The sequence below is a fragment of the Gemmobacter nanjingensis genome (assembly GCF_014652195.1).
Classification (GTDB): domain Bacteria; phylum Pseudomonadota; class Alphaproteobacteria; order Rhodobacterales; family Rhodobacteraceae; genus Gemmobacter; species Gemmobacter caeni.
In genome coordinates this window covers 28,557-52,752 of record NZ_BMYI01000002.1, presented here as the reverse complement: position 1 = coordinate 52,752, position 24,196 = coordinate 28,557, and the positions used below count along the sequence as shown (strand labels likewise).

Below are 24,196 nucleotides of genomic sequence, written 5' to 3'. Positions count from 1 at the left end.
TCGCATGAAATTGCCTGTCGTTACAAGGCCAAGGCAGGCTTTGCGCGGCCGCCCCTTGAAACCGGCGCCCCGATGCGCAATCTGGAGGAAAGGTAGTCTGGCGGGGTCCGATGTCGCTTCCGGTGCGCGAACAGGTGAAATACTGGGGCCTTGCCGCATTGCTGTTCGTAGCAGTGCTGTGGTTTCTGGGGGCGGTGATCCTGCCCTTCCTCGTGGGCGGGGCCATCGCCTATTTCATGGACCCTCTGGCCGACCGGCTGGAACGCGCGGGCCTCAGCCGGGCCGCCGCGACGGGTGTTATCTCCATAGCGGCCCTGCTGCTGACGGTGTTGCTGTTCCTTGCCGTGCTACCCGTGCTGTTCAACCAGCTGACCGCGCTGGTGAACGAGGCGCCGGTGATGTTCCGGCGGCTGCAAGCTTTCATGCTGGAACGCTTTCCCGATCTTCAGGACCAGACCTCGACCATGCGTCAGACGCTGGAGAATATCGGCAAGCTGATCCAGTCGAAGGGGGGCGAGCTGGCGCAGTCGCTGATCGGTTCGGCCATGGGGGTCATCAACGCGGTGGTCTTCATCGTCGTCGTGCCGGTGGTCGCCTTTTACATGCTGCTGGACTGGGACCGCATGGTGGCCCGCGTCGATGAGATCCTGCCGCGCGATCATGCCCCGACCGTGCGCCATCTCGCACGCGAGATCGACCGGGTTCTGGCCGCCTTCGTGCGCGGGCAAATCTCGGTCTGCCTGCTTCTCGGCACCTTCTACGCCGTGGCGCTGATGCTGGCGGGGCTGAATTACGGGATCGTCGTCGGTGCGATTGCCGGGGCCGTAACCTTCATCCCTTACGTCGGCGCCATCATCGGCGGCGCACTGGCCATGGGTCTGGCCCTGTTCCAGTTCTGGGGCGACTGGCTGCAGATCGGCATCGTCGCCGGGATCTTCGCGCTGGGGCAGTTTCTGGAAGGCAATGTCATCACGCCGAAACTGGTGGGCAATTCGGTCGGGCTGCATCCGGTGTGGCTTCTGTTCGCGCTGTCGGCCTTCGGCTCGGTCTTCGGCTTCGTCGGGATGCTGGTGGCGGTGCCGGTGGCGGCGGCACTGGGGGTTCTGGCGCGCTTTGCCATAGACCAGTACAAGCAGAGCCGCCTTTACCTCGGCCTTGGCCCCACAGCACGACGCGACGACAATACCCCGTGACCGCCCAGCTTGCCTTCGACCTGCCCGCGCGTGCCTCGCTGCGCCGCGAGGATTTCTTTGCCTCGCCCGCCAATGCCATGGCGCTGGCGACCCTGGAAGCCGGGGGCTGGCCGCTGGACAAGCTTTTGCTGATCGGCCCTCCCGGATCGGGCAAGACCCATCTGGCGCATATCTGGGCGGCACGGGCAGGCGCGACACTGCTGGAGGCGGCCGCGCTGGGACAGACCGATGTGGACGCCCGCGCCACCGGCCCCGTGGTGCTGGAGGATGCCGCAACAGTGGCAGGCGATGCGCGCGCCGAAACCGCGCTCTTTCACCTGCACAACCGGCTGGCCGAACGCCGCCTGCCCCTCCTGATGACCGCCGCAACCCCACCGCGCGACTGGGGCATCCGCCTGCCCGACCTGCTGAGCCGGATGCAGGGCACCGCCCTGACCCGGATCGAGCCGCCCGATGATGCGCTGCTGTCTGCAGTGCTGGTCAAGCAGTTCAGCGACCGCCAGATCGCCGTGCCGCCCGCGCTGATCCCCTGGCTCGTCGCGCGCATGGGGCGCAGTCTGGCCGAAGCGCGTAACCTTGTGGCCGATCTGGACGCACTGGCACTGGCGCGCGGCGTGCCGATCAGCCGCCCCCTTGCAGCCGAGGTGCTGGACAGCGCCTGAACCTGCACCGATATTGGGCGTAACCCCATGCCCGCCAAGACATAAAGCAAGCAGATGACACAGGCAGATTTTCTCAAGTCCCCTTTTGAAACCCCGGTCGAGCTTTGCGAGGCCGAAACCACTGGCCCGCGCCGTTTTTTCAATCGCGAACTCAGCTGGCTCGCCTTCAACTGGCGCGTGCTGGAGGAAGCGGCAAATCCGCTGGTGCCGCTGCTGGAACGGCTGCGCTTCCTGTCGATCTCGGCCACCAACCTTGATGAATTCTATACCGTCCGCGTGGCCGGTCTGCGCGCCATGGTGCGCAACGGCACCCCCACCCTGTCGGAAGACGGTCGCACCCCGACTGAACAGTTGCGGCTGATCAATGACGATGCGCGGCGTCTGATGAAGATGCAGCAGATCACCTACAAGAAACTGAAGCGCGAGATGGAAGCGGCGGGGATCGAGATTCTGACCCGCTCCAAACTGACGGCGCGCGATCACAAGCTGCTGGAGGATCATTTCCTCCACAAGGTATTTCCGGTGTTGTCGCCCTTGGCTATCGACCCGGCGCACCCCTTCCCCTTCATTCCGAACACCGGCTTCTGCCTTGCACTGCAACTGGAACGCGCGACCGACCGGCGGGCCTTGCAGGCGCTGCTGCCGATCCCGCAACAGGTGGCGCGTTTCGTTTCGCTGCCGGGGCGCGAGGGCGAAAGCCGATTCCTGCCGCTGGAGGAACTGCTGCTGCTGCATCTCGACATGCTGTTCCCCGGCTATGTCGACCGCGGCCATTGCGCCTTCCGCGTGCTGCGCGACAGTGATCTGGAGGTGGAGGACGAGGCCGAGGATCTGGTACGCAGCTTCGAGACCGCGCTGAAACGCCGTCGCCGGGGCGAGGTGATCCGCATGAAGATCAGCGCCGGTGCCCCGCCGGAACTGAAATCGCTGATCATGGATGAACTCCACGTCATTCCCGATGAGGTGGTGGAGGTGCGCGGCCTGCTGGGCGTGGCCGATCTGAAGGAACTGGTGCTGTCCTCGCGCCCCGATCTGCTGTGGCCCTCTTTCACGCCGCGCGTGCCGGAACGGGTGCAGGATCACGAGGGCGACATGTTTGCCGCGATCCGGCAGAAGGACATGCTGCTGCATCACCCTTACGAAACCTTCGACATGGTGATCCGTTTTCTGGAACAGGCGGCGCGGGATCCCAATGTTCTGGCGATCAAGCAGACGCTTTACCGCACCAGTTGGGACAGCCCGATCGTGTCGGCCCTGTGCGAGGCGGCGGAGGCCGGGAAATCGGTCACCGCGCTGGTCGAGTTGAAAGCCCGCTTCGACGAGGCGGCGAACATCCGGCAGTCGCGCCGTCTGGAGCGCGCGGGCGCGCATGTGGTCTACGGATTCATGCATCTGAAAACCCATGCGAAAATCAGCACCGTCGTGCGGCGTGAGGGAGAAAATCTGGTGACCTATACCCATTACGGCACCGGCAATTATCACCCGATCACCGCCCGGATCTATACCGACCTTTCGTTCTTCACCTGTGATGCGGCCTTGGGGCGTGATGCAACCAAGGTGTTCAATTACCTGTCGGGCTATGTGCAGCCGCAGGGGCTGGAAAACATCGCCATCGCCCCGATGACTCTGAAACCCCGCCTGCTGGAGATGATCCGCGCCGAGGCCGAACATGCCAGCGCAGGCCGACCGGCCGAAATCTGGATCAAGCTCAACAGCCTGATCGAACCCGAGGTCATCGACGCGCTTTATGCCGCAAGTCAGGCCGGGGTGCGGATCAGCCTCGTCGTGCGCGGCATCTGCGGCCTGCGCCCCGGCGTGAAGGGCCTGTCGGAAAACATCCGCGTCAAATCGGTGGTCGGCCGCTTCCTTGAACACAGCCGGATCGTCTGTTTCGGCAATGGCGGCAGCCTGCCCTCGAAACAGGCGCGGGTGTTCCTGTCCTCGGCCGACTGGATGGGCCGCAATCTCAGCCGCCGGGTCGAGACGCTGGTCGAGACCACGAACCCCACGGTGAAAAATCAGATCATGGGGCAGATCATGGCCGCCAATCTGGCAGATGAGGCGCAAAGCTGGGTGCTGCATGGCGATGGCCATTACAGCCGGCAACTGACGACGGCGGATGATAACCTGTTCAGTTGTCACAAATTCTTCATGGAAAACCCGTCTCTGTCCGGGCGGGGCACCGCCGGGGCCAAGGATGTGCCGCGGCTGGCCCGGCCCCGCGACGAAACGCCCGCCTGAGCGGCGTGGCAAGCCTTGACCTGACCGCCGCCTTGGCGGCAAGGTCTGGCGCAGACCGAGGAAGGGACGCCCATGGCAGCAGACGCCAAAACCGCCGACATGGCCGAAGACGGCCGACTGTTTGACCGCCCGCTGTTCAACGATCCATCGGCGCGGGCGGTCAGTCGGGTCGGGGTGGTCGATGTCGGATCGAACTCGGTCCGGATGGTGGTGTTTGACGGGGCCGCCCGCAGCCCCGCCTATTTCTACAATGAAAAGGTGATGGCGGGCCTGGGCAAGGCGCTGGCCGAAACCGGCAAGCTGAACCCCGAGGGCGCCAAGCGTGCCCTTGCCGCGCTGAAACGCTTTGCCCTTCTCGCCGAAGGCATGAAGATCGCCCCCCTGACCGTGGTGGCCACCGCCGCCATGCGCGAGGCCGAGGACGGTCCCGCCTTCCGCGAGTTGGTGGAGCGCGAGACTGGCCTGCATATCCATGTCATCGACGGGTCGGAAGAGGCGCGGCTGTCGGCGCAGGGCGTGCTTCTGGGCTGGCCCGGCGCCCAGGGGATCGTCTGCGACATCGGCGGCAACTCGATGGAACTGGCGCGGATCGGTGGCGGCACGGTCGGCAAACGCATGACCTCGCCCCTTGGCCCGTTCCGCCTGCAACAGGTCGAGGGCGGGCCGAAGAAGCGGCGCGAGCATATCCAGAAAGTCCTGCGCCGCATGCAGGGCGAGTTGGACAGCAAGAACGAACGGATCTATCTGGTCGGCGGATCATGGCGGGTCATCGCGCGGTTGGACATGGAACGCCGCAACTACCCGCTGACCGTGCTGCACGAATATCGCATGACCCCCGCCTCGGTCATCGACACGCTGGACTGGATCGCGGCGTCCGACCTCAATCTGCTGCGCGCCCATACCGGCACCAGCGCCGAACGGATGGAACTGCTGCCGCTGGCCTGCGAGGTTCTGCGCGAACTGGTCACGGTGTTCCGGCCCTCGGAGATCGACATTTCCTCTTACGGCATCCGTGAGGGGCTGCTGTATGAACAGATGCCCGCGCGCCTGCGCGCCCGCGACCCGCTGATCGAGGCCGCCCGCGCCGCCGAGGCGACTCAGGCCCGCATCCCCGGCTTCGGCAAGAAGCTTTACAATTTCATCCTGCCGATCTTCCGCGAAGCCAGCGACGAACGGCAGCGCCTGATCAAGGCCGCCTGTCTGCTGCATGACACCACATGGCGCGCGCATCCTGACTACCGGGCGGAAGCCTGTTTCGACAATGCCACCCGCGCCAACCTGGGCGGGCTGGATCATCCGGGCCGGGTGTTTCTGGGGCTCGCGCTGCTCCACCGCTACAAGAACAGCCGTACCGGCAGCCGGATGGAGCCGCTGTTCCGCCTGCTGACCGACGAGGAGATCATCGAGGCCGAGGTTCTGGGCAAAGCGATGCGCTTTGGCGCCATGTTCTCGACCGACCGCCCCGAAGAAGCCGGCAGCCTGCACTGGTCGCCGCGCAAGAAGGTGCTGGAACTGAAGCTGACTGAACGCGGTGTCGGCCTGATGGGCGAGGTGGCGCAGGCGCGCTTCAACGCGCTGGTGGTGGCGCTGAAAGCCAAACCCAAGATCACGCTGGCGTAAACATGCTGACCTTCGATCACATCGCCCTCGCGACAGAGACGCTGGAAGCGGGCGTGGCCCATGTCGAGGCTGCGCTGGGGGTGCCACTCGCCGGTGGGGGGCAGCATCCGCTGATGGCGACGCATAACCGGCTGCTCGGGCTGGGGGATCTGTATTTCGAGGTTATCGCCATCGACCCCGCTGCACCGGCGCCCGCCTTCCCGCGCTGGTTCGACCTCGACCGTTTCGCAGGCCGCCCGCGCCTGACCAACTGGATCTGCCGCACCGATGATCTGGAGGCCGCACTGGCCGCCTGCCCGCCGGGCACCGGCACGCCCGTCGCACTGGCGCGCGGCGATCTGCGCTGGCGCATGGCCGTGCCGGAAACCGGCATCCTGCCCTTCACCAATGCCTTTCCTGCGCTGATCGAATGGCAGGGCAGCCTGCATCCGGTGCAACGCCTGCCCGACAGCGGCCTTCGCTTGCGCCGGCTTGAAATCGCCAGCCCCGACGCACCGGCCCTGACTGCGGCATTGGCTCCGCTGATCAACGACCCGCGCGTTGTTATCGTGCCAGGCGAACCGGCGATGCGCGCCAGCTTCGACACCCCCTCTGGCCTGCGCGTGCTGGAATGATCCGCCCGACCTGCGCTGCCGATCTGGAGCCGATTCGCGCCTTCTGGAACCCGCTGATCCGCGACACAGCCGTTACCTTCTCGTCCGAGGAGAAGACCGAGACCGCGATGCGCGAGTATCACGCCACCCGCATCGCCGCCGGTCACGGCTTCTTTACCGCACTGGCCGAGGGCCGCCCCGTTGGCTTTGCCACCTACGGCCAGTTCCGGGGCGGCAACGGTTACGCCCGCAGCATGGAACATACCGTCATCCTGTCGGATACCGCACGCGGCCACGGTTTTGGTCGCGCCCTGATGCAGGAAGTAGAAGATCACGCCCGCGCCGCCGGTCATCATATCATGGTGGCAGGCGTTTCCAGCGGCAATCCGGCGGGGCGCGATTTCCATGCGGCACTCGGCTACCGCCTTGTCGGCACCGTGTCCGAGGCAGGCTGGAAATTCGGCCGCTACTGGGATCTGTGGCTCATGCAAAAAATCTTGACCTGACAGCTTGGGTTTTCACCGCTATCCTGCCGCCATGTCGATCTGGACCCGGATATACGAGGCAATAGCCGCACTGGCGCAGGGCGAGGGCCTTGGCACCGTCTTCGACCGCCTGCGCCACCCGCCCGAAGCCTGCCCCGAACGTACGGTGGCCTTCACCATCGCGGTGATCGCGCTTGGCGCCAAGATGGCCAAGGCCGATGGCGAGGTGACACGCAACGAGGTCGCGGCCTTCCGGCAGGTCTTTCACGTCCCGCCGGGGGAAGAGCCGCATGCCGCGCGGGTGTTCAACCTCGCCCGGCAGGATGTCGCCGGATATGACATTTACGCCCGCAAGATCGCCGCCATGTTCGAGGGTGATCGCAAGGTGCTGGTGGATCTGATGGAAGGGTTGTTCCACATCTCGGTCGCTGACGGCCACTATCACCCGCGCGAAGATGAATTTCTTGCCGATGTCGCCCGTATCTTCGGTCTGGGCGAGGCCTGTTTCCGCGCCATCCGCGCCCGCTATGTACCCGAGGCACCGCGCGACCCCTATGACGTACTGGGCCTGCCCGCCAATGCCACGCTGGACGAGGCGCGCAGCGCGTGGAAAACCGCCGTGCGCGACAGCCACCCCGACCGCCTGATGGCCCGTGGTGTTCCGGAAGAGGCGGTAAAGATGGCCGAACGCCGCCTGATTGCCGTCAACGCCGCATGGGAGGAAATCGCGGCGCGCGAGGCGGCATGAGCCATCCGCGCCGACCCTTCCGCCTGGCGACCTATAATGTCGAATGGTTCAATGCGCTGTTCGATGATACCGGCCGCCCGCTGGAAGACAGTGAACCCGCGCACCGCTATGGCGTGACGCGGGGCGACCAGCTGGCCGCGCTGGGGATCGTGTTCTCCGCACTGGATGCCGACGGCATCATGGTGATCGAGGCGCCCGATACCAACGGCCACCGCAGTTCCACCCGCGCGCTGGAACGCTTTGCCGCGCTCTACGGGCTGCGCGCCCGACGTGCCGTCACCGGCTTCAAATCCGAGACGGAACAGGAAATCAGCTTCCTCTTCGATCCCGACCGCCTGACCGCACGCCACGATCCGCAAGGCAACCCCACCTTCGATGGCACCTTTCGCCGTGATCTGGATGGCGACGGCGTGGCCGAACCGATCCGCCCCTCGAAGCCACCGCTGGAACTTGCCGTCACCGTCGGGCGGCACAGACTGCGGCTGATCGGCGTGCATGTGAAATCCAAGGCCCCGCATGGCGCCCGCCATCTGGACGAGGCGCGCCGCATCGCCATTGAAAACCGCCGCAAGCAATTGGCCGAATGTATCTGGCTGCGCGAAAGAGTCGACGAACATCTGGATCGCCACGACGATCTGATCGTGCTGGGCGATTTCAACGATGGCCCCGGTCTTGACGAATATGAAAAGCTCTTCGGCACCTCCGGCGTCGAGGTGGTGATGGGCGTGGGCTGCCCGCGCGACCGGCAAATGCGCGACCTGCATGCGCAGATGGCGGTGGAAAGCCGGCTGCATCCCACGACCGCGCGGTTCTACAGCACTGAACACGAACGCTATTTCGAGGCGCTGCTGGATTTCATCATGGTCTCGCCCGGCCTCACCGCACGCCAGCCCCACTGGCGAATCTGGCATCCGCTGAACGATCCGAAATGCTGGGCGGTGCCGGAATTGCGCGACGCGCTGCTGACCGCCTCCGATCATTTTCCGGTCACGCTCGACCTGCCTCTTTGAGCCTTGGCCGCACTGCCCTATATTCAGGGCATGACCCGTTGGCTCGCCCCCCTGTTCCTCGTCCTCGCGCTTGGCCCTGCCCAGGCCCAGGAGACGGAAGAAACCGACCCCGGCCTGATGAAGCGCGGGGCCGAGCTGTTTCTGCGTGGCCTGATGAACGAGATCGGACCCGAACTGAACCAGATGCAGGACAGCCTGCGCGACCTGCAACCCGAATTGCAGAAGCTGGTCGAGCTGATGGGCGATTTCCGCAATTACGAAATGCCGGAAAAGCTGCCGAACGGCGACATCCTCATCCGCCGCAAACCCGACCTGCCCAAGCCCCCGACCCTGCCCGAAGGCCCCGAAATCGAACTCTGAGCCTGAAACGGCCCCGATTTCATCTTGGCCCAAATATCCTCGGGGGGTGAATTGGCCGCAAGGCCAAGAGGGGGGCAGACAGCCCCCCTCCTCTCGTATCAGCCGCGCGCTTCGCCGATCAGCTTCAGGATATCGCGCGCCGCGTTGGGGATGTTGGTGCCAGGGCCAAAGATCGCCTTCACGCCGCTCTTGTACAGGAAATCATAGTCCTGCTGCGGAATGACGCCACCGCAGATCACGATGATGTCGCCCGCACCCTTGGCCTTCAGCGCCTCGACCAGCTTCGGTGCCAGCGTCTTGTGGCCCGCCGCCTGGCTGGAGATGCCGACGATATGCACGTCATTGTCCACGGCATCCTGCGCCGCCTCTTCCGGGGTCTGGAACAGCGGCCCCACATCAACGTCAAAGCCGATATCGGCAAAGGCGGTGGCAATGACCTTGGCGCCCCGGTCGTGACCGTCCTGCCCCATCTTCACCACCAGCATGCGCGGGCGGCGGCCCTCGGCCTCGGCGAAGGCGTCAACATCCTTCTGGATCTGGGCAAAGCCGTCGTCGCCCTCATAGGCGGCACCGTAGACCCCGGCGAGGGTTTTCACTTCCGCGCGGTGGCGGCCGAACACTTTTTCCATGGCGTCGCTGATCTCCCCTACCGATGCACGGGCGCGGGCGGCCTCGACCGCGGCTTCCAGAAGGTTGCCGCCCTCGGCGGCGCGGCGGCCAAGCTCGGCCAGCGCGGCCTGTGCCTTCGCCTCGTCCCGCGCAGCGCGGGTGGCTTTCAGCCGTGCGATCTGCGCCTCGCGCACCGCGATATTGTCGATGTCGAGAATGTCGATCGGCTCTTCCTTGTCCTTGCGGTACTTGTTGACGCCGACGATGACCTCTTCGCCCCGGTCGATCATGGCCTGACGCCGCGCCGCCGATTCCTCGATGCGCAGCTTGGGCATGCCCGAAGCCACGGCCTTGGTCATGCCGCCCATCGCCTCGACTTCCTCGATCAGCGCCCAGGCTTTTTCCGCCAGTTCCGCCGTCAGGCTTTCGACATAGTAAGATCCCGCCAGCGGATCGACGACATGGGTGATGCCGGTTTCCTCCTGCAGGATCAGCTGGGTATTCCGCGCGATGCGGGCAGAAAATTCGGTCGGCAGGGCAATCGCCTCGTCCAGCGCATTGGTATGGAGCGACTGTGTCCCCCCCAGCGCCGCCGCCATCGCCTCATAGGCGGTGCGGATGACGTTATTGTAGGGGTCTTGCTCCTGCAAGGACACGCCCGAGGTCTGACAATGGGTGCGCAGCATCAGGCTACCCGATTTCTTCGGCTCGAATTCCGCCATGATGCGGTGCCACAGCAGACGCGCGGCGCGCAGCTTCGCGGCCTCCATGAAGAAATTCATGCCGATGGCAAAGAAGAACGACAGCCGCCCGGCGAAATCATCGACATTCATGCCGCGCGCCAGCGCCGCGCGCACATATTCGCGCCCGTCGGCCAGCGTATAGGCCAGTTCCTGCACGAGGTTCGCGCCCGCCTCCTGCATGTGATAGCCGGAGATCGAGATGGAGTTGAACTTCGGCATCTCTTTCGACGTGTATTCGATGATGTCGGCGATGATCCGCATCGAGGGTTCGGGCGGATAGACATAGGTGTTCCGAACCATGAACTCTTTCAGGATATCGTTCTGGATCGTGCCCGACAGCAGGCTGCGGTCCACGCCCTGTTCCTCGCCCGTCACGATGAAATTGGCGAGGATCGGGATGACCGCGCCGTTCATCGTCATGGAAACGCTGATCTTTTCCAGCGGGATGCCATTGAACAGGATCTTCATGTCCTCGACCGAGTCGATGGCCACGCCCGCCTTGCCCACATCGCCCACCACGCGCGGGTGATCGCTGTCATAGCCGCGATGGGTGGCGAGGTCGAAGGCGACCGAGACGCCCTGCTGCCCGGCGGCCAGCGCCTTGCGGTAGAAGGCATTCGATTCCTCGGCGGTAGAGAAGCCCGCATATTGCCGGATCGTCCAGGGACGTCCCGCATACATCGTCGCCCGCACGCCGCGGGTGAAGGGGGCGCTGCCCGGCAGCGTGCCCATATGCGGCAGGTTTGCCGTGTCTTCCGCCGTGTAAAGCGGCTTGACGGTAATTCCTTCCAGCGTCTGCCAGTTCAGGCTGTCCGGGCTTTTGCCCTTGAGTTCCTTCTCGGCGACCTTGCGCCAGGTTTCGATCGGGTCAGTCATGGCTCTCGTCCTTGGCTTCTGCCGGATGGGCACCGGCACAGGGAGTTGCGGCGCGTGCGAACGCACCGATGCAAAATGGCTGCCGGTCAGGGCCAGCGCCTATTCCAGAAAATCCTCGGCGGTGGGGATGCGCCCGAAGGCGATCTTGGCGCCGGTATAGGGCACATGATGCGGCGGCAGCTGGCCATAGCGCACGGTATCCTGCCCGAAGCGCTGGTTCAGACGATCCACCACCGCGCAAAGCGCGCGCCGGTCCTGCGCCGGGGCGAACAGATCCGCCGAAACCCCGGCATCCGGCACCAGACCGCCCAGCGTGACCGAAACCGACAGCGGCCGGTGTGGTGGCAGCGCCGTCCAGTAGCGGCCCAGCACCTCCAGCAGGAAAAATGTATCCTGCGTCGCGCGGATGTCGCCGCCATGGCCGATATAGCCCGCCTCGGCGCATTTCACGCTCAGATGCAGGCTGCGGGCATGGAAACCTTCGCGCCTCAGCCGCGCCGCAGCCTTCACCAGCAGGCGCCGCGCCACCAGACGCGCGCCCTCGGGCGTCTTGTTGCCCGCGGTCAGCACCTGGCCATGGCCGATCATGCCGCGATGGGTTTCCGGCCAGACCACGGTTTCGCCGCGCAATTCGCGCAGAAACCGTTCGCCCGCCACATTGCCCCAGATCGCCCGTGCGCGCTTCGGGTCCAGATTGTAAAGTGCGGGCACATCCGTGATCCCTGCCGCCTCCAGCCGCGCCTTCATCCGCCAGGACACACCCGGCAGATCGTCCAGCGCCAGATGCGCCAGCCGGTCGGGCAGCACATGCGGCAACAGCCAGTGCAACCCGCCCGGCTTTTCCAACCCGGCGGCCAGTTTCGCCAGCAATCGCGTCGGCGCCAACCCGACAGAGCAGCGCAGCGCCGGGCTGACCCGATCCAGCACCGCCTGTTGCAGATCGCGCCCGATCTGCATGGCCCGCGACAGTTCCTGCTGCGAGCCTGTCAGAAGGCACGAACATTCGTCGATCGACCAGACCCGATGGATCGGCAGCACCGTTTCCACCGCTTGCAGGATGGCATGGTGATACCGCACGCAGACATCGTGCTTCACCGGGCGAAAGACGATGCCGGGGCAAAGCCTGCGCGCCTCGTCCTGCCGTGTGCCCATGCCGACGCCCCGGCGCTTGGCGTCGATGCTGGCCGCGATACAGGCCGCGCCCGGCGCATCCGTCGTCAGAACACCCACCGGGCGCCCCATCAGCGCCGGCTCCTCGGCCTGCGCGACCGAGGCGTAGAAACTGTTCATGTCGAAGAACAGGGTAGAAACGCGCAGCGTCATGGCAGGACGACCCGGACAGGAGTTGAGGCCCCACTATAGAACAAAATGGGAACTCAATTCCAGCCCGAAGCCGGTATGCCATGACGCCGCGCGCCACCTTATTCGAACTCCATGATCACATCATCGACCTTGAGGCTGGCCCCGGCGGCGGCATTGATCTTCTTCACCACGCCCCGGCGTTCGGCCTTGAGGATGTTTTCCATCTTCATCGCCTCGACCGTGGCCAGCGCCTGCCCTTCCTGCACTTCCTGGCCTTCCTCGACGCTGATCTTCACCACCAGACCCGGCATCGGGCACAGCAGGAATTTCGAGGTATCCGGCGGCAGTTTTTCCGGCATCAGCAGGGCCAGATCGTGCTGGCGCGGGCTGCGCACATGGACTTTCAGATCGGCACCGCGCACCCGGATGCGGAAGCCCATCGGGATCTTGCCGACCTTCAGCACCAGCGGCGCGCCCTCGACCGTCAGGCGGGCCAGCGGCTGCCCCGGCGTCCAGTCGCTTTCGACGCGCATGGCATGGCCATCCTCGAAGGTCACGGTCGAACCGGCCTTGTCAGCCGCGATCTGCACCGGGAAGGCCGTGCCTTGCAGGCTGACCACCCAGTCGTCGCCGACGCGGCGTTCGTGGTTGTCCATCGTGCCGGAAATCTTGGTGCGGCGAATCTCGGCCACGCGGTTCATCGCCGCCGTCGCCGCCACGACACGGCGCAGCATGGCCTCATCCAGCGTCACCCCGTTGAAACCTTCGGGATATTCCTCGGCGATGAAAGCGGTGGTGATATTGCCGCTGGTGAAGCGCGGGTGATCCATCACCGCCGAGCAGAACGGCAGGTTATGGCCGATGCCTTCCACCTCGAACGTGTCCAGTGCCAGCCGCATTTCCTCGATGGCGGCCTCGCGCGTCGGCCCCCAGGAACAGAGCTTGGCGATCATCGGGTCGTAATACATGCTGATCTCGCCGCCTTCAAAGACGCCGGTATCATTGCGCACGATGCCGCCGCGCGCGGTTTCACCCTCAACCGGCGGACGGTAGCGGGTCAGCCGCCCGATGGAGGGCAGGAAGTTGCGATAGGGATCTTCGGCATAGAGGCGGCTTTCCATCGCCCAGCCGTTGATCTTCAGATCTTCCTGCCTGAACGGCAGCGGCTCGCCATTCGCGACGCGGATCATCTGTTCCACCAGATCGACCCCGGTGATCAGTTCCGTCACCGGATGTTCCACCTGAAGGCGGGTGTTCATCTCGAGGAAATAGAAGTTGCGGTTGCCGTCCACGATGAACTCGACGGTGCCCGCGCTGGTATAGCCCACGGCCTTCGCCAGCGCGACCGCCTGTTCGCCCATGGCCTTGCGGGTGGCCTCATCAAGGAAAGGCGACGGCGCTTCCTCAATCACCTTCTGGTTCCGCCGCTGGATCGAGCATTCGCGTTCGTGCAGGTAGACCGCATTGCCATGCTTGTCGGCCAGCACCTGAATTTCGATGTGGCGCGGCTGGGTCACGAATTTCTCGATGAAGATACGGTCGTCGCCAAAGCTGTTGGCCGCCTCATTCTTCGAGGACTCGAAGCCTTCGCGCGCTTCCTGATCATTCCACGCGATGCGCATGCCCTTGCCACCGCCGCCCGCGCTGGCCTTGATCATCACCGGATAGCCGATCTCGCTGGAAATCTTCACCGCCTCGTCGGGATCGGCGATCAGGCCCATGTACCCCGGAACGGTGTTCACGCCCGCCTCCATGGCGATCTTCTTCGAGGTGATCTTGTCGCCCATCGCCTCGATGGCCGGGCTCGGCGGGCCGACGAAGATCACGCCCTCGGCTTCCAGCGCCGCGGCGAAATCCATGCGTTCGGACAGGAAGCCATAGCCCGGATGCACCGCCTCGGCCCCGGTCTGGCGAATGGCGTCCATGATCTTGTCGATCACGATGTAAGACTGGTTGGCGGGCGGCGGGCCGATATGCACCGCCTCGTCGGCCATCTTGACATGCAGTGCGTTGCGGTCGGCGTCCGAATAGACGGCAACCGTCTTAATACCCATCTTGCGGGCGGTCTTGATCACGCGGCAGGCGATCTCGCCCCGGTTGGCGATCAGGATCTTCTTGAACATTCGGCTTCCTTCCCTCAACGGCACGCGGGCCAGCGTGCGCGGCAGCTCAAAAACGAAGGGCCAGCCGGGGGATACCCCGACTGGCCCTGGTGACAGGTTCAGACGCCGCGAAAGCGGCAGTCAGATCAGTAGCAGGCCGGCAGCCCGGCAACGCCGCAGGATGCGCCACCGGCCAGCGCGCCAAGCGCAGCCCCGGCAACCATGTTTTCATCGGTCGCATCGGCAATGGCGGCACCGACGACTGCGCCTGCGACGGCGCGGCCGCCCTGGGTTTGCAGCGGGTTGGACGGCTGGCCGTAGTAGCCATTCGACGGCTGCGACTGCACGCAGCCGGCGACGACAAGAACCAGCGCGCCGCTGGCGAGAAGGGAAGTGATACGCATTTTGCTCGGCCTCCATGAGCGGTCTCGTTATGGAGTAAGTCTAGCGCAACCGTGAACGGCGACCAGTCGGGAAATGCGCGAACGGCCGCGCCGCAGGCAAAGCCTTGCCGATGTCCTGCGACAAAAAGAGACCGCCCGCCCCACGCGGGAACGGACGGCCGAGATGGGGAAGGGTCACACTCCTGGCGCAAGGCCCGGATGCCGACATGGCCGGGGACAGCCACATCGGCAGGCAGAAGATGCGGCAGCCCATGGCCACAGGCAAAGGCAAAAGCGCCCTCCACCTCCGCTTGCGCGGAGATTTGCCGGAAAACCATGGGGTTGCGCGAAATCATGCTCAATCGTCCTCTTCGTCCCAGTCGTCGAGATCATAGGGCTCAGCCTCGGGGGCAAAGATCTCGGGGAACGAGGCCTGGGCACGCTGCACGTCGATCCGCAGCAAGGCGTCATAGGAGGAGGGATCGAAGGGGTCTTCGGCAGGAACCACCTCGCGCCCGAACAGCCAGCTCAGGCGGCCGGCGTCCAGATTGCCACGTTCAAAGGGTTCTTCGCCGAAATAGGCCCAGAGGGCCGCCATGAAGGCGCTGTCCGCCGCCCGGTCAAGGTTCTTCCGGTCCTTGAACCGCTCGCGCCGGATGATTTTGGTCGCGCCTTCCTTCATGTTGGCGCGGCGGATGGTGAACTGGAAGTCCGTCCCGGTCATACGACCGGGGAAACCACGATGTTTCAGCATGTTGCGCCTCCCAGACCGGAGGCGCCGAAGGGGGCGGACCGCAGCCCGCCCCGCGCCGGGGTCTTACTTGTACTTGCCGGTGTAGACCGGCTCGGTGGTGAGCTGAGGCTCAGCCGAATAGACGACTTCTTCTTGCTTGCCAGCGCAGGCCGCGACGAAGGCGACAGTGCAAAGCGCGAAGGCGATACGGGCAGTGCTCGACATTCTCTTCTCCATTCTTGCGGGACGACCGCGACAGAGAAATCCGCAGCGGCCCCCCGATACAGGGTTGGAAACGCTGATGCGCGTTTCCCCGCAATCATAACCCTTTCCCGCAAGACAGGACATCCGCGCCCGGCGAAAGCGGGCTGCTGTGTCCGGGCTACATCATTCCGGGCAGTGGATGAAGAACATACCGCAAGATGTTGTGGATACATCAGAACATCTCCCATATGCAGGCCCCGTCGCGAATGGCGAAGGCTTCGAAGAATTGCGTGGCTTCCGGCGCACTTTCCCCGAAAGGCACCGCCGTATCCGACAGCGAGATGATGACCTGTTGCGGCACAGGCCCAAAATCGCTGATCCGCGGCAGGGCAAAACTTTCGCACAGCGCGTGGATATCAGCGGTCGCCGTGTCGACATCGACACTGCCACCCAGGCGCGCGATCTGCGGCGCCAGAAAGCGGAACCGCAGGGTCAGGCCGTCGGGCCCGGTCTCGTTCCAGATCACGTCCAGCAGCGTGACCGGCTGGCCGGAAGGCACGGCAACGGGGTTGGCATCCCCGACCAGCACCACCTCGCCCGGTTCCTGCATGGGGTCGGGGGTCTGGTCAGGCAGCGTCATGCCCCACCCCCTTGCGCATCATCACCCGCAGGTACTTCGGCTGCTCCGACAGCACCTCGACCGCGCCGCGCGACCGAAGCTTTGCAAGCTGCGTCTCGGCGCGACCGGCGCGCAGGTCGAACAGCGCCGCACCATCCGGGGCAAGCGCCTTGTCCAGGAAGGGCAGATAGGGGTCCAGCGGATAATGGAAGCCACAGGACAGGAAGGAGGCCGCACAATCGACCGGCCCCGCCTCTTCCGGCGCGCGGTCGCGCGGGTTCAGCAGCTCGATCCGCCCTGCCGCGATACCGTTTGCAAGCAGCATCGCCCGTGCGGTCGCAAGACTGGAATAGGCGGCCCCGTCCTTTGCAAAGCCGAAGTGCCGCCGCTCGTTGCTTTCCAGGTCGATCAGCAGCAGGTCACAGCCGGTCTCGCGCGCCAGAAACAGATCGAACAGCGCATAGCCGCAACCGATATCGGCGAAGCGCTTCGGCGCCAGCTTTTGCAAAACCGGCGCAAGCAAAGTGTACTCTGCAAATATGACGCCCGCCGCCCGATAGGCGATCTCGATGCCCAGCTTCTCTACCGCCTCGGCAATGGGCGCCTCGTCCCCGGCGTTCCATGCCTTGATCACCTGGCCGGGCTGAGGCCAGTCAAACAGCACCTCAGACCGTTGCAGGATCAGGTTGAGCAGATCCTGCGGTCCGAATGCCGTCAGGTCCAGCGACCGGATTTCCGGTCGCTGAGCCTCGGCCCCTATGTCGATATCAAGCTGCATGGCACCCCCTGCTTGCGATTACAGGGGGATATTATCGTGCTTCTTCCACGGGTTTGCCAGCTTCTTGCCCCGCAGCGAGGCGAAGGCGCGGGCCACGCGGCGACGGGTCGAATGCGGCATGATCACCTCGTCGATGAAACCACGCTCGGCCGCGACGAAGGGATTGGCGAAACGGTCCTCGTAATCCCTGGTCCGCGCCGCGATCTTCTCCTTGTCGCCCAGCTCGCTGCGATAGAGGATCTCGGTCGCGCCCTTGGCGCCCATCACCGCGATTTCCGCCGTGGGCCAGGCATAGTTGAAATCGCCGCGCAGGTGTTTCGAGGCCATCACGTCATACGCGCCGCCATAGGCCTTGCGGGTGATCACCGTGACCTTTGGCACCGTCGCCTCGCCATAGGCGAACAGCAGTTTCGCACCATGCTTGATGACGCCACCATATTCCTGGCCCGTTCCCGGCAGGAAGCCCGGCACGTCGACCAGGGTCAGGATCGGAATTTCAAAGGCGTCACAGAAGCGCACGAAACGCGCGGCCTTGCGACTGGAATCGATATCCAGACAGCCTGCCAGCACCATGGGCTGATTGGCGACCACACCCACGGTCTGCCCTTCGATCCGCACGAAACCGGTGATGATATTCGCCGCATAATCCTTCTGGATCTCGTAAAAATCGCCCTCGTCCGCGATTTTCTGGATCAGCTCTTTCATATCATAAGGCTGGTTCGGATTGTCAGGGATCAGCGTATCAAGGCTGTTTTCCACCCGCGACGGATCATCGAAGAACGGGCGCACCGGCGCCTTTTCCCGGTTGTTGAGCGGCAGGAAATCGACCAGACGCCGCACCTCGGCCAGCGCCTCGACATCATTTTCGAACGCGCCATCAACCACGCCCGATTTCCGGGCATGGGTCGAGGCTCCGCCCAGTTCCTCGGCTGTCACCACCTCGTTGGTGACCGTTTTCACCACATCGGGGCCAGTCACGAACATGTAGGACGTGTCCTTCACCATGAAGATGAAGTCGGTCATCGCAGGGCTGTAGACCGCGCCACCGGCGCAGGGGCCCATGATGACGCTGATCTGCGGCACCACACCCGAGGCCATGATATTGCGCTGGAACACCTCGGCATAACCCGCCAGCGAGGCCACGCCCTCCTGGATGCGCGCACCGCCGGAATCGTTCAGACCAATGACAGGGGCGCCGTTCTGCACCGCCATATCCATGATCTTGCAGATCTTCTGCGCATGGGTTTCCGAAAGCGATCCGCCGAAAACCGTGAAATCCTGGCTGAAGACATAGACCTGACGGCCATTGACCGTACCCCAGCCCGTCACCACGCCATCGCCCGCCGGACGGTCGGCCTCCATGCCGAAATCGGTGCAGCGGTGGCGGACGAACATGTCGAATTCCTCGAACGAGCCTTCGTCCAGCAGCAGTTCAATCCGTTCGCGCGCAGTCAGCTTGCCCTTGGCATGCTGCGCCTCGACCCGGCGCACCCCACCCCCGGCACGCGCAGCGTCACGGCGGGTTTCAAGCTCTTGCAGGATGTCTTTCATGGCGGTCCTCTCCCCGGGAATCGGCTGCAACATAATCTTGCGTGACAGCCGCGTGAAACGAAATTGCGAAAATTTGCAAATTATTGGCAAGGCCATTTGTGCAAATTGCAAATTCCGTTCAGATCCCGCACACCCCCTTCGCAGCAAGTTGAGAACTCAGGCCGGCGTTAGCGATACCAACTCTGGCCCGGCCGCATTAGGATCGCGCGCAGATCAACCCGTCCGGAGCCATCATGCCCGCCCTGCCCGTTCCGCTTGTTACCATCGGATTGCTTGTCGCCTCCAATGTTTTCATGACCTTCGCCTGGTATGGCCACCTGAAATTCAAAGAGGCGGCGATCCCCATGGTGATCCTCACCTCCTGGGGAATCGCCCTGTTCGAATACATGCTGATGGTGCCAGCGAACCGCATCGGCTACGGCTATTTCTCCGCAGCCGAGCTGAAGACGATCCAGGAGGTCATTACCCTTGTGATCTTCGGCATCTTTTCGACGCTGTTCCTGAAAGAGCCACTGAGCTGGAACCACTTTGTCGGCTTTTCGCTGATTGCGGGCGGCGCCTTCTTCATCTTCCACCGCTGGTAACCGGCCTGCCGCACAGCGGCCTGTGCATTCTTGCGATGGACAGAGCCGCCGCGCGCGCGTAGCCCTTGCATATGCAACTACCGCCCTCACGCTTTCTCGATCCGACGACCCCGCCGAAGATCGTCACGCTGACCCTGCTGGCCGGGGTCTCTGCGCTGACCATGAACATCTTCCTGCCCTCGCTTCCGGGCATGGCAGAGTGGTTTGGCACGTCTTACGGGTTGATGCAGCTTTCCGTCGCGCTGTATCTGGCGCTTTCTGCCGTGCTGCAAATCGCCATCGGCCCGATTTCAGACCGTTATGGCCGCCGCCGCGTCGTGCTGGGGGCGCTTCTGCTGTTCCTTCTGGCCACGGTCGGCACCTTGCTTGCCCCTAATGCGACGGCCTTCCTGATCTTCCGCATGGCGCAGGCGGTTGTCGCCGCCGGCATGGTGCTGTCGCGGGCCATCGTGCGCGACATGGTCAGCGATGCCGAGGCAGCCTCGATGATCGGCTATGTGACGATGGGGATGAGCCTCGTGCCGATGATCGGCCCGGTGATTGGCGGTGTGCTGGATGAATATTTCGGCTGGCACGCCAATTTCGGCCTGCTGCTGGCGGCAGGCATCGCGGTTACCGTGCTGTGCTGGCGCGATCTGGGCGAAACCTCCACCCCTTCAGGGATGAGCTTTACCGAGCAGGCCCGGCAATATCCGCTCCTTCTGCGGTCGCAGAGGTTCTGGGGTTACTGCCTGTCCGCGGCTTTCGCCTCAGGCTGTTTCTTCGCCTATCTCGGCGGCGCCCCCTTCGTCGGCACCGAGGTTTTCGGCCTCTCCGCCTCGCGCGTGGGCATGTTGTTCGCCCTCACCGCGCTGGGATATGCGGGGGGCAACTTCTTTGCGGGCCGGTATTCGGTGCGCATCGGGATGAACCGCATGGTTCTGCTGGGAACGGTGGTAACCACGCTGTCCTCCGCCGTGCTGGCGCTCCTGTCGCTGCTGGATCTGACCACTGCCTTCCTTTTCTTCGGGCTGACCCTGTTCATGGGGCTTGGGAACGGCATCTGCCTGCCGAATGCCAATGCCGGCATCCTTTCAGTGCGCCCCGAGCTGGCAGGCACCGCGTCGGGGCTGGGCGGGGCCTTCATCATCGGCGGGGGCGCGGGGCTCGCGGCACTGGCCGGTATCCTGCTGCAACCCGGCTCCAGTGAACTGCCCCTGGTACTGCTGATCCTTGCCTCCTCCGTTGCATCGGTGCTGTCGATTCTCTGGGTCATGCAACGTGCCCGCGCCCTTGGTCTTTCGGGCTGACCGCTTGACGACAGGCTTTGCAAAGGCGAGTGTTTGCAATTAGCAGACCCGCCGCAACGGAGGCCTGATGTCGACCCAGAAGCTTTATGCCGGGGTAAAGCTGCGCGAACTGCGCGGCAGGCTCGGTGTCACCCAAAAGGTCTTTGCAGACAAACTGGGCGTATCCCTGCCCTATCTGAACCAGATGGAAAACAACCACCGGCCGGTTTCAGCTGCGGTCGTCTTGTCGCTGGTGCAGGAATTCGGCTTCGACGTCACCGAACTGACCACAGGTGATGCAGAGCGGATCGTGTCGGACATGCGCGAGGCACTGGCCGACCCGGTTTTCCAGAGCGGCGCGCCGCCGCTGGCCGATCTGCGGCTGGCCGCGTCCAACGCCCCGGCGCTGGCGCGGGCCTTTCTGGACCTGCATCGCGCCTATCGTCAGACCCACGAACGCCTCGCCTCGCTGGACGAGGCTCTGGGTCGTGAGGATGCGGCACTGCGCCCGTCACCATGGGAGGAAGTCCGTGATTTCTTTCACTATTGCGACAACTACCTCGATGCCATCGACCGCGCGGCAGAACATTACGCCATGCCTTCGGGGAGCCGGAAAGACCCGCTTTTCATCGCAACCGACACGCTGACCAAAGCGGGGGTGGAGCTGCATTTTTCCGACAGCACGGCGCTTCGGGTTTACGATCCGAACGGGCGGCGGCTGGAGATTTCGGGCCGTGCCTCCGGGCCGACCCAGCGGTTTCAGCTGCTTTACCAGGTGGCGCTGACCACCCAGAACGATCTGCTGGAAGCAACGCTGGATCTGGCCCGCTTTGCCACGCCGGAGGCGCGGGATATCGCCAAGATCGGTCTTGCCAACTACTTTGCCGGGGCCGCGCTGCTGCCCTACCGTGCCTTCCAGGCGGCCGCCATGGAAACCCGCCATGATCTTGAGCGCCTGTCAGACCTGTTCGGCGCCTCCATCGAACAGGTGGCGCATCGCCTGTCCACCCTGCAAAGGCCGGGTGCGAAAGGCATACCTTTCTTCTTTGTCCGGGTCGATCAGGCGGGCACGATCACCAAACGCCATTCGGCCACACGTCTGCAATTCGCCCGTTTCGGCGGGGCCTGCCCGCTGTGGAACGTGCATCGCGCCTTTGAAACACCCGGTCGGTTTCTGCGTCAGCTGGCGGAAACACCGGATGGCGTGCGCTATTTCTGCCTCTCGCGCGATGTCAGCAAGGCGGGGGGCAGTTTTCAGGCGCCGGTGCGCCGCTACGCGATTGGCCTTGGATGCGAGGTGCAACACGCTGATGCTCTGGTCTATGCCGACGGGCTGGACCTCCGGGGCCGGTTCGAGCCGATCGGCATTTCCTGCCGGATCTGCGAGCGGCGCGATTGTCACCAGCGCTCCGTCCCGCCGCTGGAACGCCGGTTGAAGGTCGACCCCGACAAACGCGGAATCCTGCCCTACCAGATTGCTGAGTGATTATTGCAAAGCAAAGGCCCGGAATTTGCATATTCCGGGCCTTTTTTCCGGTCGTTACGCCGCGAGGCGCTGCCAGATCTGGTCTTTCAGCGCGGCACGCTTGCGGCGCAACTCGGCCTCATGTTCTTCCGACAGCGCCTCGACGCGGGTTTCCGCACGATGCACGGCGCGGTTGACCTCGTGATATTCGTCCACCAGCCGGGCGAAATGCGCATCGGTCTCCTTCAGAGCCGAAATCTTGCCCGCTTCAGCCGGAAACTCTTCGGCCAGTTCGTGGGGGGTGTTCGACATGCGTCTGTCTCTCCTTCAACGTTACACCCACATCCTAGCCGCCGCTGAGGGGCACCACCTTGACCCGGATCAAATCGCGCAACTGGCAGGCATCTTTTCAGCGCTGCACCTGCTGCCAGTCCGGGTTGATCCAGGGCGCAAGGTTCGACGGCGGCAACATTGCGCGGCCCAGAATATGATCCGCCGCCTTCTCGCCCGTCATGATCGACGGGCCGTTGAGATTGCCGTTGGTCACCCGCGGGAAGATCGAACTGTCGGCAACGCGCAGGCCGTCCACCCCGATCACCCGGCATTCCGGGTCCACCACGGCGCCGGGATCGCTGGCGGCCCCCATCCGCGCAGTCCCACAGGGATGATACGCACTTTCAACATGTTCGCGGATGAAAGCGTTCAGTTCATCGTCCGATTGCACGCCCGCACCAGGCTGGATTTCCGATTTCAGATAGGGGGCGAAGGCCTGCTGACCGATGATCTCGCGCGTGAGCCGGATGCAGCGGCGGAAATCATCCCAATCCGACTCCTGGCTCATGTAGTTGAAACGGATGCGCGGCGCGACACGCGGATCGGAGGACCGCAGCGTGACATCCCCGCGCGAGGCAGAACGCATCGGGCCGACGTGGGTCTGGAAGCCATGGCCCTCGGCCGCGGCCTTGCCGTCGTAGCGCACCGCGATGGGCAGGAAGTGATACTGGATATCCGGGTAATCGACCCCGGCCTTCGAGCGGATGAAAGCGCAGCTTTCGAACTGGTTCGAGGCACCAAGTCCCCGTCCGGTCAGCAACCATTGCGCCCCGATCAGCGCCTTGCCCCAGAGGTTCCAGTATTTGTACAGGGTCACCGGCTGGCTGGCTGCAAACTGCAAATATAGCTCAAGGTGATCTTGCAAATTCGCGCCGACACCCGGCCGGTCTGCCCAGACATGGATGCCATGCTCGCGCAAATGGGCCGCGGGGCCGACACCGGACAGCAGCAGCAGTTTCGGCGTATTGATCGACGAAGCCGCGAGGATGACCTCACGCGCCGCCGGTATCACCACGATCCCGCCCTTCTGTTCCACCTCGACCCCGGTGGCACGGCCATTTTCGATCACCACGCGGCGGGCGAAGCCCTTTTCGACCCTTACCCGCCCGGTTTTCAGCGCAGGTTTCAGATAGGCGTTGGCGGCCGACCAGCGCCGCCCGCGCCAGATCGTCGCCTCCATGGCGCCGAAACCTTCCTGCTGGCGGCCATTGTAGTCTTCGGTCACCGGATAACCTGCCTGTCGGCCGGCCTCGATGAAGGCGTTGAACAGGGGATTCGCACGCGGGCCTCGGGTGATGTGCAAAGGGCCATCGCTGCCGCGATAATCCGCCTCGCCAGTATCGCCGTGCCAGCTTTCCATGCGTTTGAAATAGGGCAGCACATCGGCATAGGACCAGCCCGCAGCACCCTGCTCCGCCCAGTGATCGAAGTCGCGCGCATGGCCGCGCACATAGACCATGCCGTTGATCGAGGACGAGCCGCCGATCACCTTGCCGCGCGGGGTGGCCAGCACCCGCCCCCCCAAATGCGGTTCGGGTTCGGTCTGGAACCCCCAGTCATAGAGGCCCATGTTCATCGGATAGCTGAGCGCGGCGGGCATCTGGATGAAGGGCCCGGCGTCGGTGCCGCCGAATTCGATCAGGGTGACACTGCGCCCGGCCTCGGCCAGACGATAGGCCATGGCGCAACCGGCGGAGCCCGCACCGACGATGACGTAATCGCTGCTCATCTTCG

Annotated in this window: 23 protein-coding genes; 12 read left to right on the top strand and 11 right to left on the bottom strand. The window is 64.2% G+C overall.

Annotated features, from left to right (window positions below):
• Positions 1 to 110: 110 nt before the first annotated feature.
• The 9 genes from IE126_RS05275 to IE126_RS05235 all read left to right on the top strand — a co-directional run bounded on the left by IE126_RS05275 (position 111) and on the right by IE126_RS05235 (position 8,912).
• The gene (locus tag IE126_RS05275; protein WP_189380384.1) at positions 111 to 1,193 is read left to right on the top strand and encodes an AI-2E family transporter; all 1,083 of its coding nucleotides are present in this window, start codon (positions 111 to 113) and stop codon (positions 1,191 to 1,193) included.
• On the top strand, positions 1,190 to 1,855 hold the full coding sequence (locus IE126_RS05270; RefSeq protein WP_189380383.1) for an AAA family ATPase: 666 nt from the start codon (positions 1,190 to 1,192) through the stop codon (positions 1,853 to 1,855). Before IE126_RS05275 ends, IE126_RS05270 begins: the two co-directional genes overlap by 4 nt.
• A 54-nt stretch (positions 1,856 to 1,909) precedes the next feature.
• The gene (locus IE126_RS05265) at positions 1,910 to 4,096 is read left to right on the top strand and encodes an RNA degradosome polyphosphate kinase (protein WP_108127311.1); all 2,187 of its coding nucleotides are present in this window, start codon (positions 1,910 to 1,912) and stop codon (positions 4,094 to 4,096) included.
• A gap of 72 nt (positions 4,097 to 4,168) precedes the next feature.
• Positions 4,169 to 5,716 carry a Ppx/GppA family phosphatase gene (locus tag IE126_RS05260; protein ID WP_229825265.1) on the top strand — a complete coding sequence of 516 codons (1,548 nt, stop codon included), beginning with the start codon at positions 4,169 to 4,171 and terminating at the stop codon, positions 5,714 to 5,716.
• Positions 5,717 to 5,718: 2 nt separating this feature from the next.
• Positions 5,719 to 6,330 (top strand): VOC family protein, encoded by a 612-nt coding sequence (locus tag IE126_RS05255; RefSeq protein WP_189380382.1) that lies wholly within the window; start codon positions 5,719 to 5,721, stop codon positions 6,328 to 6,330.
• On the top strand, positions 6,327 to 6,815 hold the full coding sequence (locus tag IE126_RS05250) for a GNAT family N-acetyltransferase (RefSeq protein WP_189380381.1): 489 nt from the start codon (positions 6,327 to 6,329) through the stop codon (positions 6,813 to 6,815). The genes IE126_RS05255 and IE126_RS05250 overlap by 4 nt, the downstream gene beginning before the upstream one ends.
• Positions 6,816 to 6,846: 31 nt before the next feature.
• A complete protein-coding gene (locus IE126_RS05245) occupies positions 6,847 to 7,542 on the top strand; it encodes a molecular chaperone DjiA (protein ID WP_054301171.1) in 696 nt (231 codons plus the stop codon).
• Complete coding sequence (locus IE126_RS05240; RefSeq protein ID WP_108127317.1) at positions 7,539 to 8,552, top strand: endonuclease/exonuclease/phosphatase family protein; 1,014 nt, start codon at positions 7,539 to 7,541, stop codon at positions 8,550 to 8,552. The genes IE126_RS05245 and IE126_RS05240 overlap by 4 nt, the downstream gene beginning before the upstream one ends.
• 30 nt (positions 8,553 to 8,582) lie before the next feature.
• Positions 8,583 to 8,912, top strand: coding sequence for an AAA+ family ATPase (locus IE126_RS05235; RefSeq protein WP_108127319.1), 330 nt, complete (start codon positions 8,583 to 8,585; stop codon positions 8,910 to 8,912).
• A gap of 98 nt (positions 8,913 to 9,010) precedes the next feature.
• On the opposite strand, the gene scpA is transcribed toward IE126_RS05235, so the two are convergent.
• From scpA to IE126_RS05190, 9 genes are all read right to left on the bottom strand, one after another.
• Positions 9,011 to 11,140, bottom strand: coding sequence for a methylmalonyl-CoA mutase (gene scpA / locus IE126_RS05230; RefSeq protein WP_054304504.1), 2,130 nt, complete (start codon positions 11,138 to 11,140; stop codon positions 9,011 to 9,013).
• Positions 11,141 to 11,239: 99 nt separating this feature from the next.
• Positions 11,240 to 12,463 (bottom strand): Y-family DNA polymerase, encoded by a 1,224-nt coding sequence (locus tag IE126_RS05225; RefSeq protein ID WP_189380380.1) that lies wholly within the window; start codon positions 12,461 to 12,463, stop codon positions 11,240 to 11,242.
• A gap of 98 nt (positions 12,464 to 12,561) precedes the next feature.
• The gene (locus IE126_RS05220) at positions 12,562 to 14,565 is read right to left on the bottom strand and encodes an acetyl-CoA carboxylase biotin carboxylase subunit (protein ID WP_054304506.1); all 2,004 of its coding nucleotides are present in this window, start codon (positions 14,563 to 14,565) and stop codon (positions 12,562 to 12,564) included.
• A 125-nt stretch (positions 14,566 to 14,690) separates the two neighbouring features.
• On the bottom strand, positions 14,691 to 14,948 hold the full coding sequence (locus IE126_RS05215) for a hypothetical protein (protein WP_054304507.1): 258 nt from the start codon (positions 14,946 to 14,948) through the stop codon (positions 14,691 to 14,693).
• A gap of 337 nt (positions 14,949 to 15,285) precedes the next feature.
• Positions 15,286 to 15,681, bottom strand: coding sequence for a hypothetical protein (locus tag IE126_RS05210; RefSeq protein WP_054304508.1), 396 nt, complete (start codon positions 15,679 to 15,681; stop codon positions 15,286 to 15,288).
• A 63-nt stretch (positions 15,682 to 15,744) separates the two neighbouring features.
• Positions 15,745 to 15,885, bottom strand: a complete 141-nt coding sequence (locus IE126_RS05205; RefSeq protein WP_170120522.1) for a hypothetical protein — start codon at positions 15,883 to 15,885, stop codon at positions 15,745 to 15,747.
• A 211-nt stretch (positions 15,886 to 16,096) separates the two neighbouring features.
• On the bottom strand, positions 16,097 to 16,504 hold the full coding sequence (locus IE126_RS05200; RefSeq protein ID WP_229825263.1) for a DUF6497 family protein: 408 nt from the start codon (positions 16,502 to 16,504) through the stop codon (positions 16,097 to 16,099).
• Complete coding sequence (locus IE126_RS05195; protein ID WP_189380379.1) at positions 16,491 to 17,261, bottom strand: class I SAM-dependent methyltransferase; 771 nt, start codon at positions 17,259 to 17,261, stop codon at positions 16,491 to 16,493. Before IE126_RS05195 ends, IE126_RS05200 begins: the two co-directional genes overlap by 14 nt.
• Before the next feature lie 18 nt (positions 17,262 to 17,279).
• On the bottom strand, positions 17,280 to 18,812 hold the full coding sequence (locus IE126_RS05190) for an acyl-CoA carboxylase subunit beta (RefSeq protein WP_054304510.1): 1,533 nt from the start codon (positions 18,810 to 18,812) through the stop codon (positions 17,280 to 17,282).
• A 233-nt stretch (positions 18,813 to 19,045) separates the two neighbouring features.
• Here IE126_RS05190 and IE126_RS05185 point away from each other — a divergent pair, with 233 nt between their 5' ends.
• From IE126_RS05185 to IE126_RS05175, 3 genes are all read left to right on the top strand, one after another.
• On the top strand, positions 19,046 to 19,396 hold the full coding sequence (locus tag IE126_RS05185; RefSeq protein ID WP_108127325.1) for a DMT family protein: 351 nt from the start codon (positions 19,046 to 19,048) through the stop codon (positions 19,394 to 19,396).
• Positions 19,397 to 19,467: 71 nt separating this feature from the next.
• Positions 19,468 to 20,685, top strand: a complete 1,218-nt coding sequence (locus IE126_RS05180; protein ID WP_189380378.1) for a multidrug effflux MFS transporter — start codon at positions 19,468 to 19,470, stop codon at positions 20,683 to 20,685.
• Between the two features lie 67 nt (positions 20,686 to 20,752).
• Positions 20,753 to 22,150, top strand: coding sequence for a helix-turn-helix domain-containing protein (locus IE126_RS05175; protein ID WP_108127327.1), 1,398 nt, complete (start codon positions 20,753 to 20,755; stop codon positions 22,148 to 22,150).
• A gap of 54 nt (positions 22,151 to 22,204) precedes the next feature.
• Here the strand turns inward: IE126_RS05175 and IE126_RS05170 are convergent, their stop codons facing one another.
• On the bottom strand, positions 22,205 to 22,441 hold the full coding sequence (locus IE126_RS05170) for a YdcH family protein (protein ID WP_054304514.1): 237 nt from the start codon (positions 22,439 to 22,441) through the stop codon (positions 22,205 to 22,207).
• Positions 22,442 to 22,538: 97 nt separating this feature from the next.
• Positions 22,539 to 24,191, bottom strand: coding sequence for a choline dehydrogenase (gene betA / locus IE126_RS05165; RefSeq protein ID WP_189380377.1), 1,653 nt, complete (start codon positions 24,189 to 24,191; stop codon positions 22,539 to 22,541).
• Positions 24,192 to 24,196 lie beyond the last annotated feature (5 nt).

Bases quoted from the DNA above. Each gene is read 5' to 3' on its own strand.
- IE126_RS05175 (WP_108127327.1), top strand. From the start codon at position 20,753: ATGTCGACCCAGAAGCTTTATGCCGGGGTAAAGCTGCGCGAACTGCGC.
- IE126_RS05200 (WP_229825263.1), bottom strand. From the start codon at position 16,504: ATGACGCTGCCTGACCAGACCCCCGACCCCATGCAGGAACCGGGCGAG.
- IE126_RS05250 (WP_189380381.1), top strand. From the start codon at position 6,327: ATGATCCGCCCGACCTGCGCTGCCGATCTGGAGCCGATTCGCGCCTTC.
- IE126_RS05260 (WP_229825265.1), top strand. From the start codon at position 4,169: ATGGCAGCAGACGCCAAAACCGCCGACATGGCCGAAGACGGCCGACTG.
- IE126_RS05190 (WP_054304510.1), bottom strand. From the start codon at position 18,812: ATGAAAGACATCCTGCAAGAGCTTGAAACCCGCCGTGACGCTGCGCGT.
- scpA (WP_054304504.1), bottom strand. From the start codon at position 11,140: ATGACTGACCCGATCGAAACCTGGCGCAAGGTCGCCGAGAAGGAACTC.
- IE126_RS05185 (WP_108127325.1), top strand. From the start codon at position 19,046: ATGCCCGCCCTGCCCGTTCCGCTTGTTACCATCGGATTGCTTGTCGCC.
- IE126_RS05235 (WP_108127319.1), top strand. From the start codon at position 8,583: ATGACCCGTTGGCTCGCCCCCCTGTTCCTCGTCCTCGCGCTTGGCCCT.
- IE126_RS05205 (WP_170120522.1), bottom strand. From the start codon at position 15,885: ATGTCGAGCACTGCCCGTATCGCCTTCGCGCTTTGCACTGTCGCCTTC.
- IE126_RS05220 (WP_054304506.1), bottom strand. From the start codon at position 14,565: ATGTTCAAGAAGATCCTGATCGCCAACCGGGGCGAGATCGCCTGCCGC.
- IE126_RS05265 (WP_108127311.1), top strand. From the start codon at position 1,910: ATGACACAGGCAGATTTTCTCAAGTCCCCTTTTGAAACCCCGGTCGAG.
- IE126_RS05195 (WP_189380379.1), bottom strand. From the start codon at position 17,261: ATGCAGCTTGATATCGACATAGGGGCCGAGGCTCAGCGACCGGAAATC.
- IE126_RS05255 (WP_189380382.1), top strand. From the start codon at position 5,719: ATGCTGACCTTCGATCACATCGCCCTCGCGACAGAGACGCTGGAAGCG.
- betA (WP_189380377.1), bottom strand. From the start codon at position 24,191: ATGAGCAGCGATTACGTCATCGTCGGTGCGGGCTCCGCCGGTTGCGCC.
- IE126_RS05245 (WP_054301171.1), top strand. From the start codon at position 6,847: ATGTCGATCTGGACCCGGATATACGAGGCAATAGCCGCACTGGCGCAG.
- IE126_RS05240 (WP_108127317.1), top strand. From the start codon at position 7,539: ATGAGCCATCCGCGCCGACCCTTCCGCCTGGCGACCTATAATGTCGAA.
- IE126_RS05170 (WP_054304514.1), bottom strand. From the start codon at position 22,441: ATGTCGAACACCCCCCACGAACTGGCCGAAGAGTTTCCGGCTGAAGCG.
- IE126_RS05215 (WP_054304507.1), bottom strand. From the start codon at position 14,948: ATGCGTATCACTTCCCTTCTCGCCAGCGGCGCGCTGGTTCTTGTCGTC.
- IE126_RS05210 (WP_054304508.1), bottom strand. From the start codon at position 15,681: ATGCTGAAACATCGTGGTTTCCCCGGTCGTATGACCGGGACGGACTTC.
- IE126_RS05180 (WP_189380378.1), top strand. From the start codon at position 19,468: ATGCAACTACCGCCCTCACGCTTTCTCGATCCGACGACCCCGCCGAAG.
- IE126_RS05225 (WP_189380380.1), bottom strand. From the start codon at position 12,463: ATGACGCTGCGCGTTTCTACCCTGTTCTTCGACATGAACAGTTTCTAC.
- IE126_RS05275 (WP_189380384.1), top strand. From the start codon at position 111: ATGTCGCTTCCGGTGCGCGAACAGGTGAAATACTGGGGCCTTGCCGCA.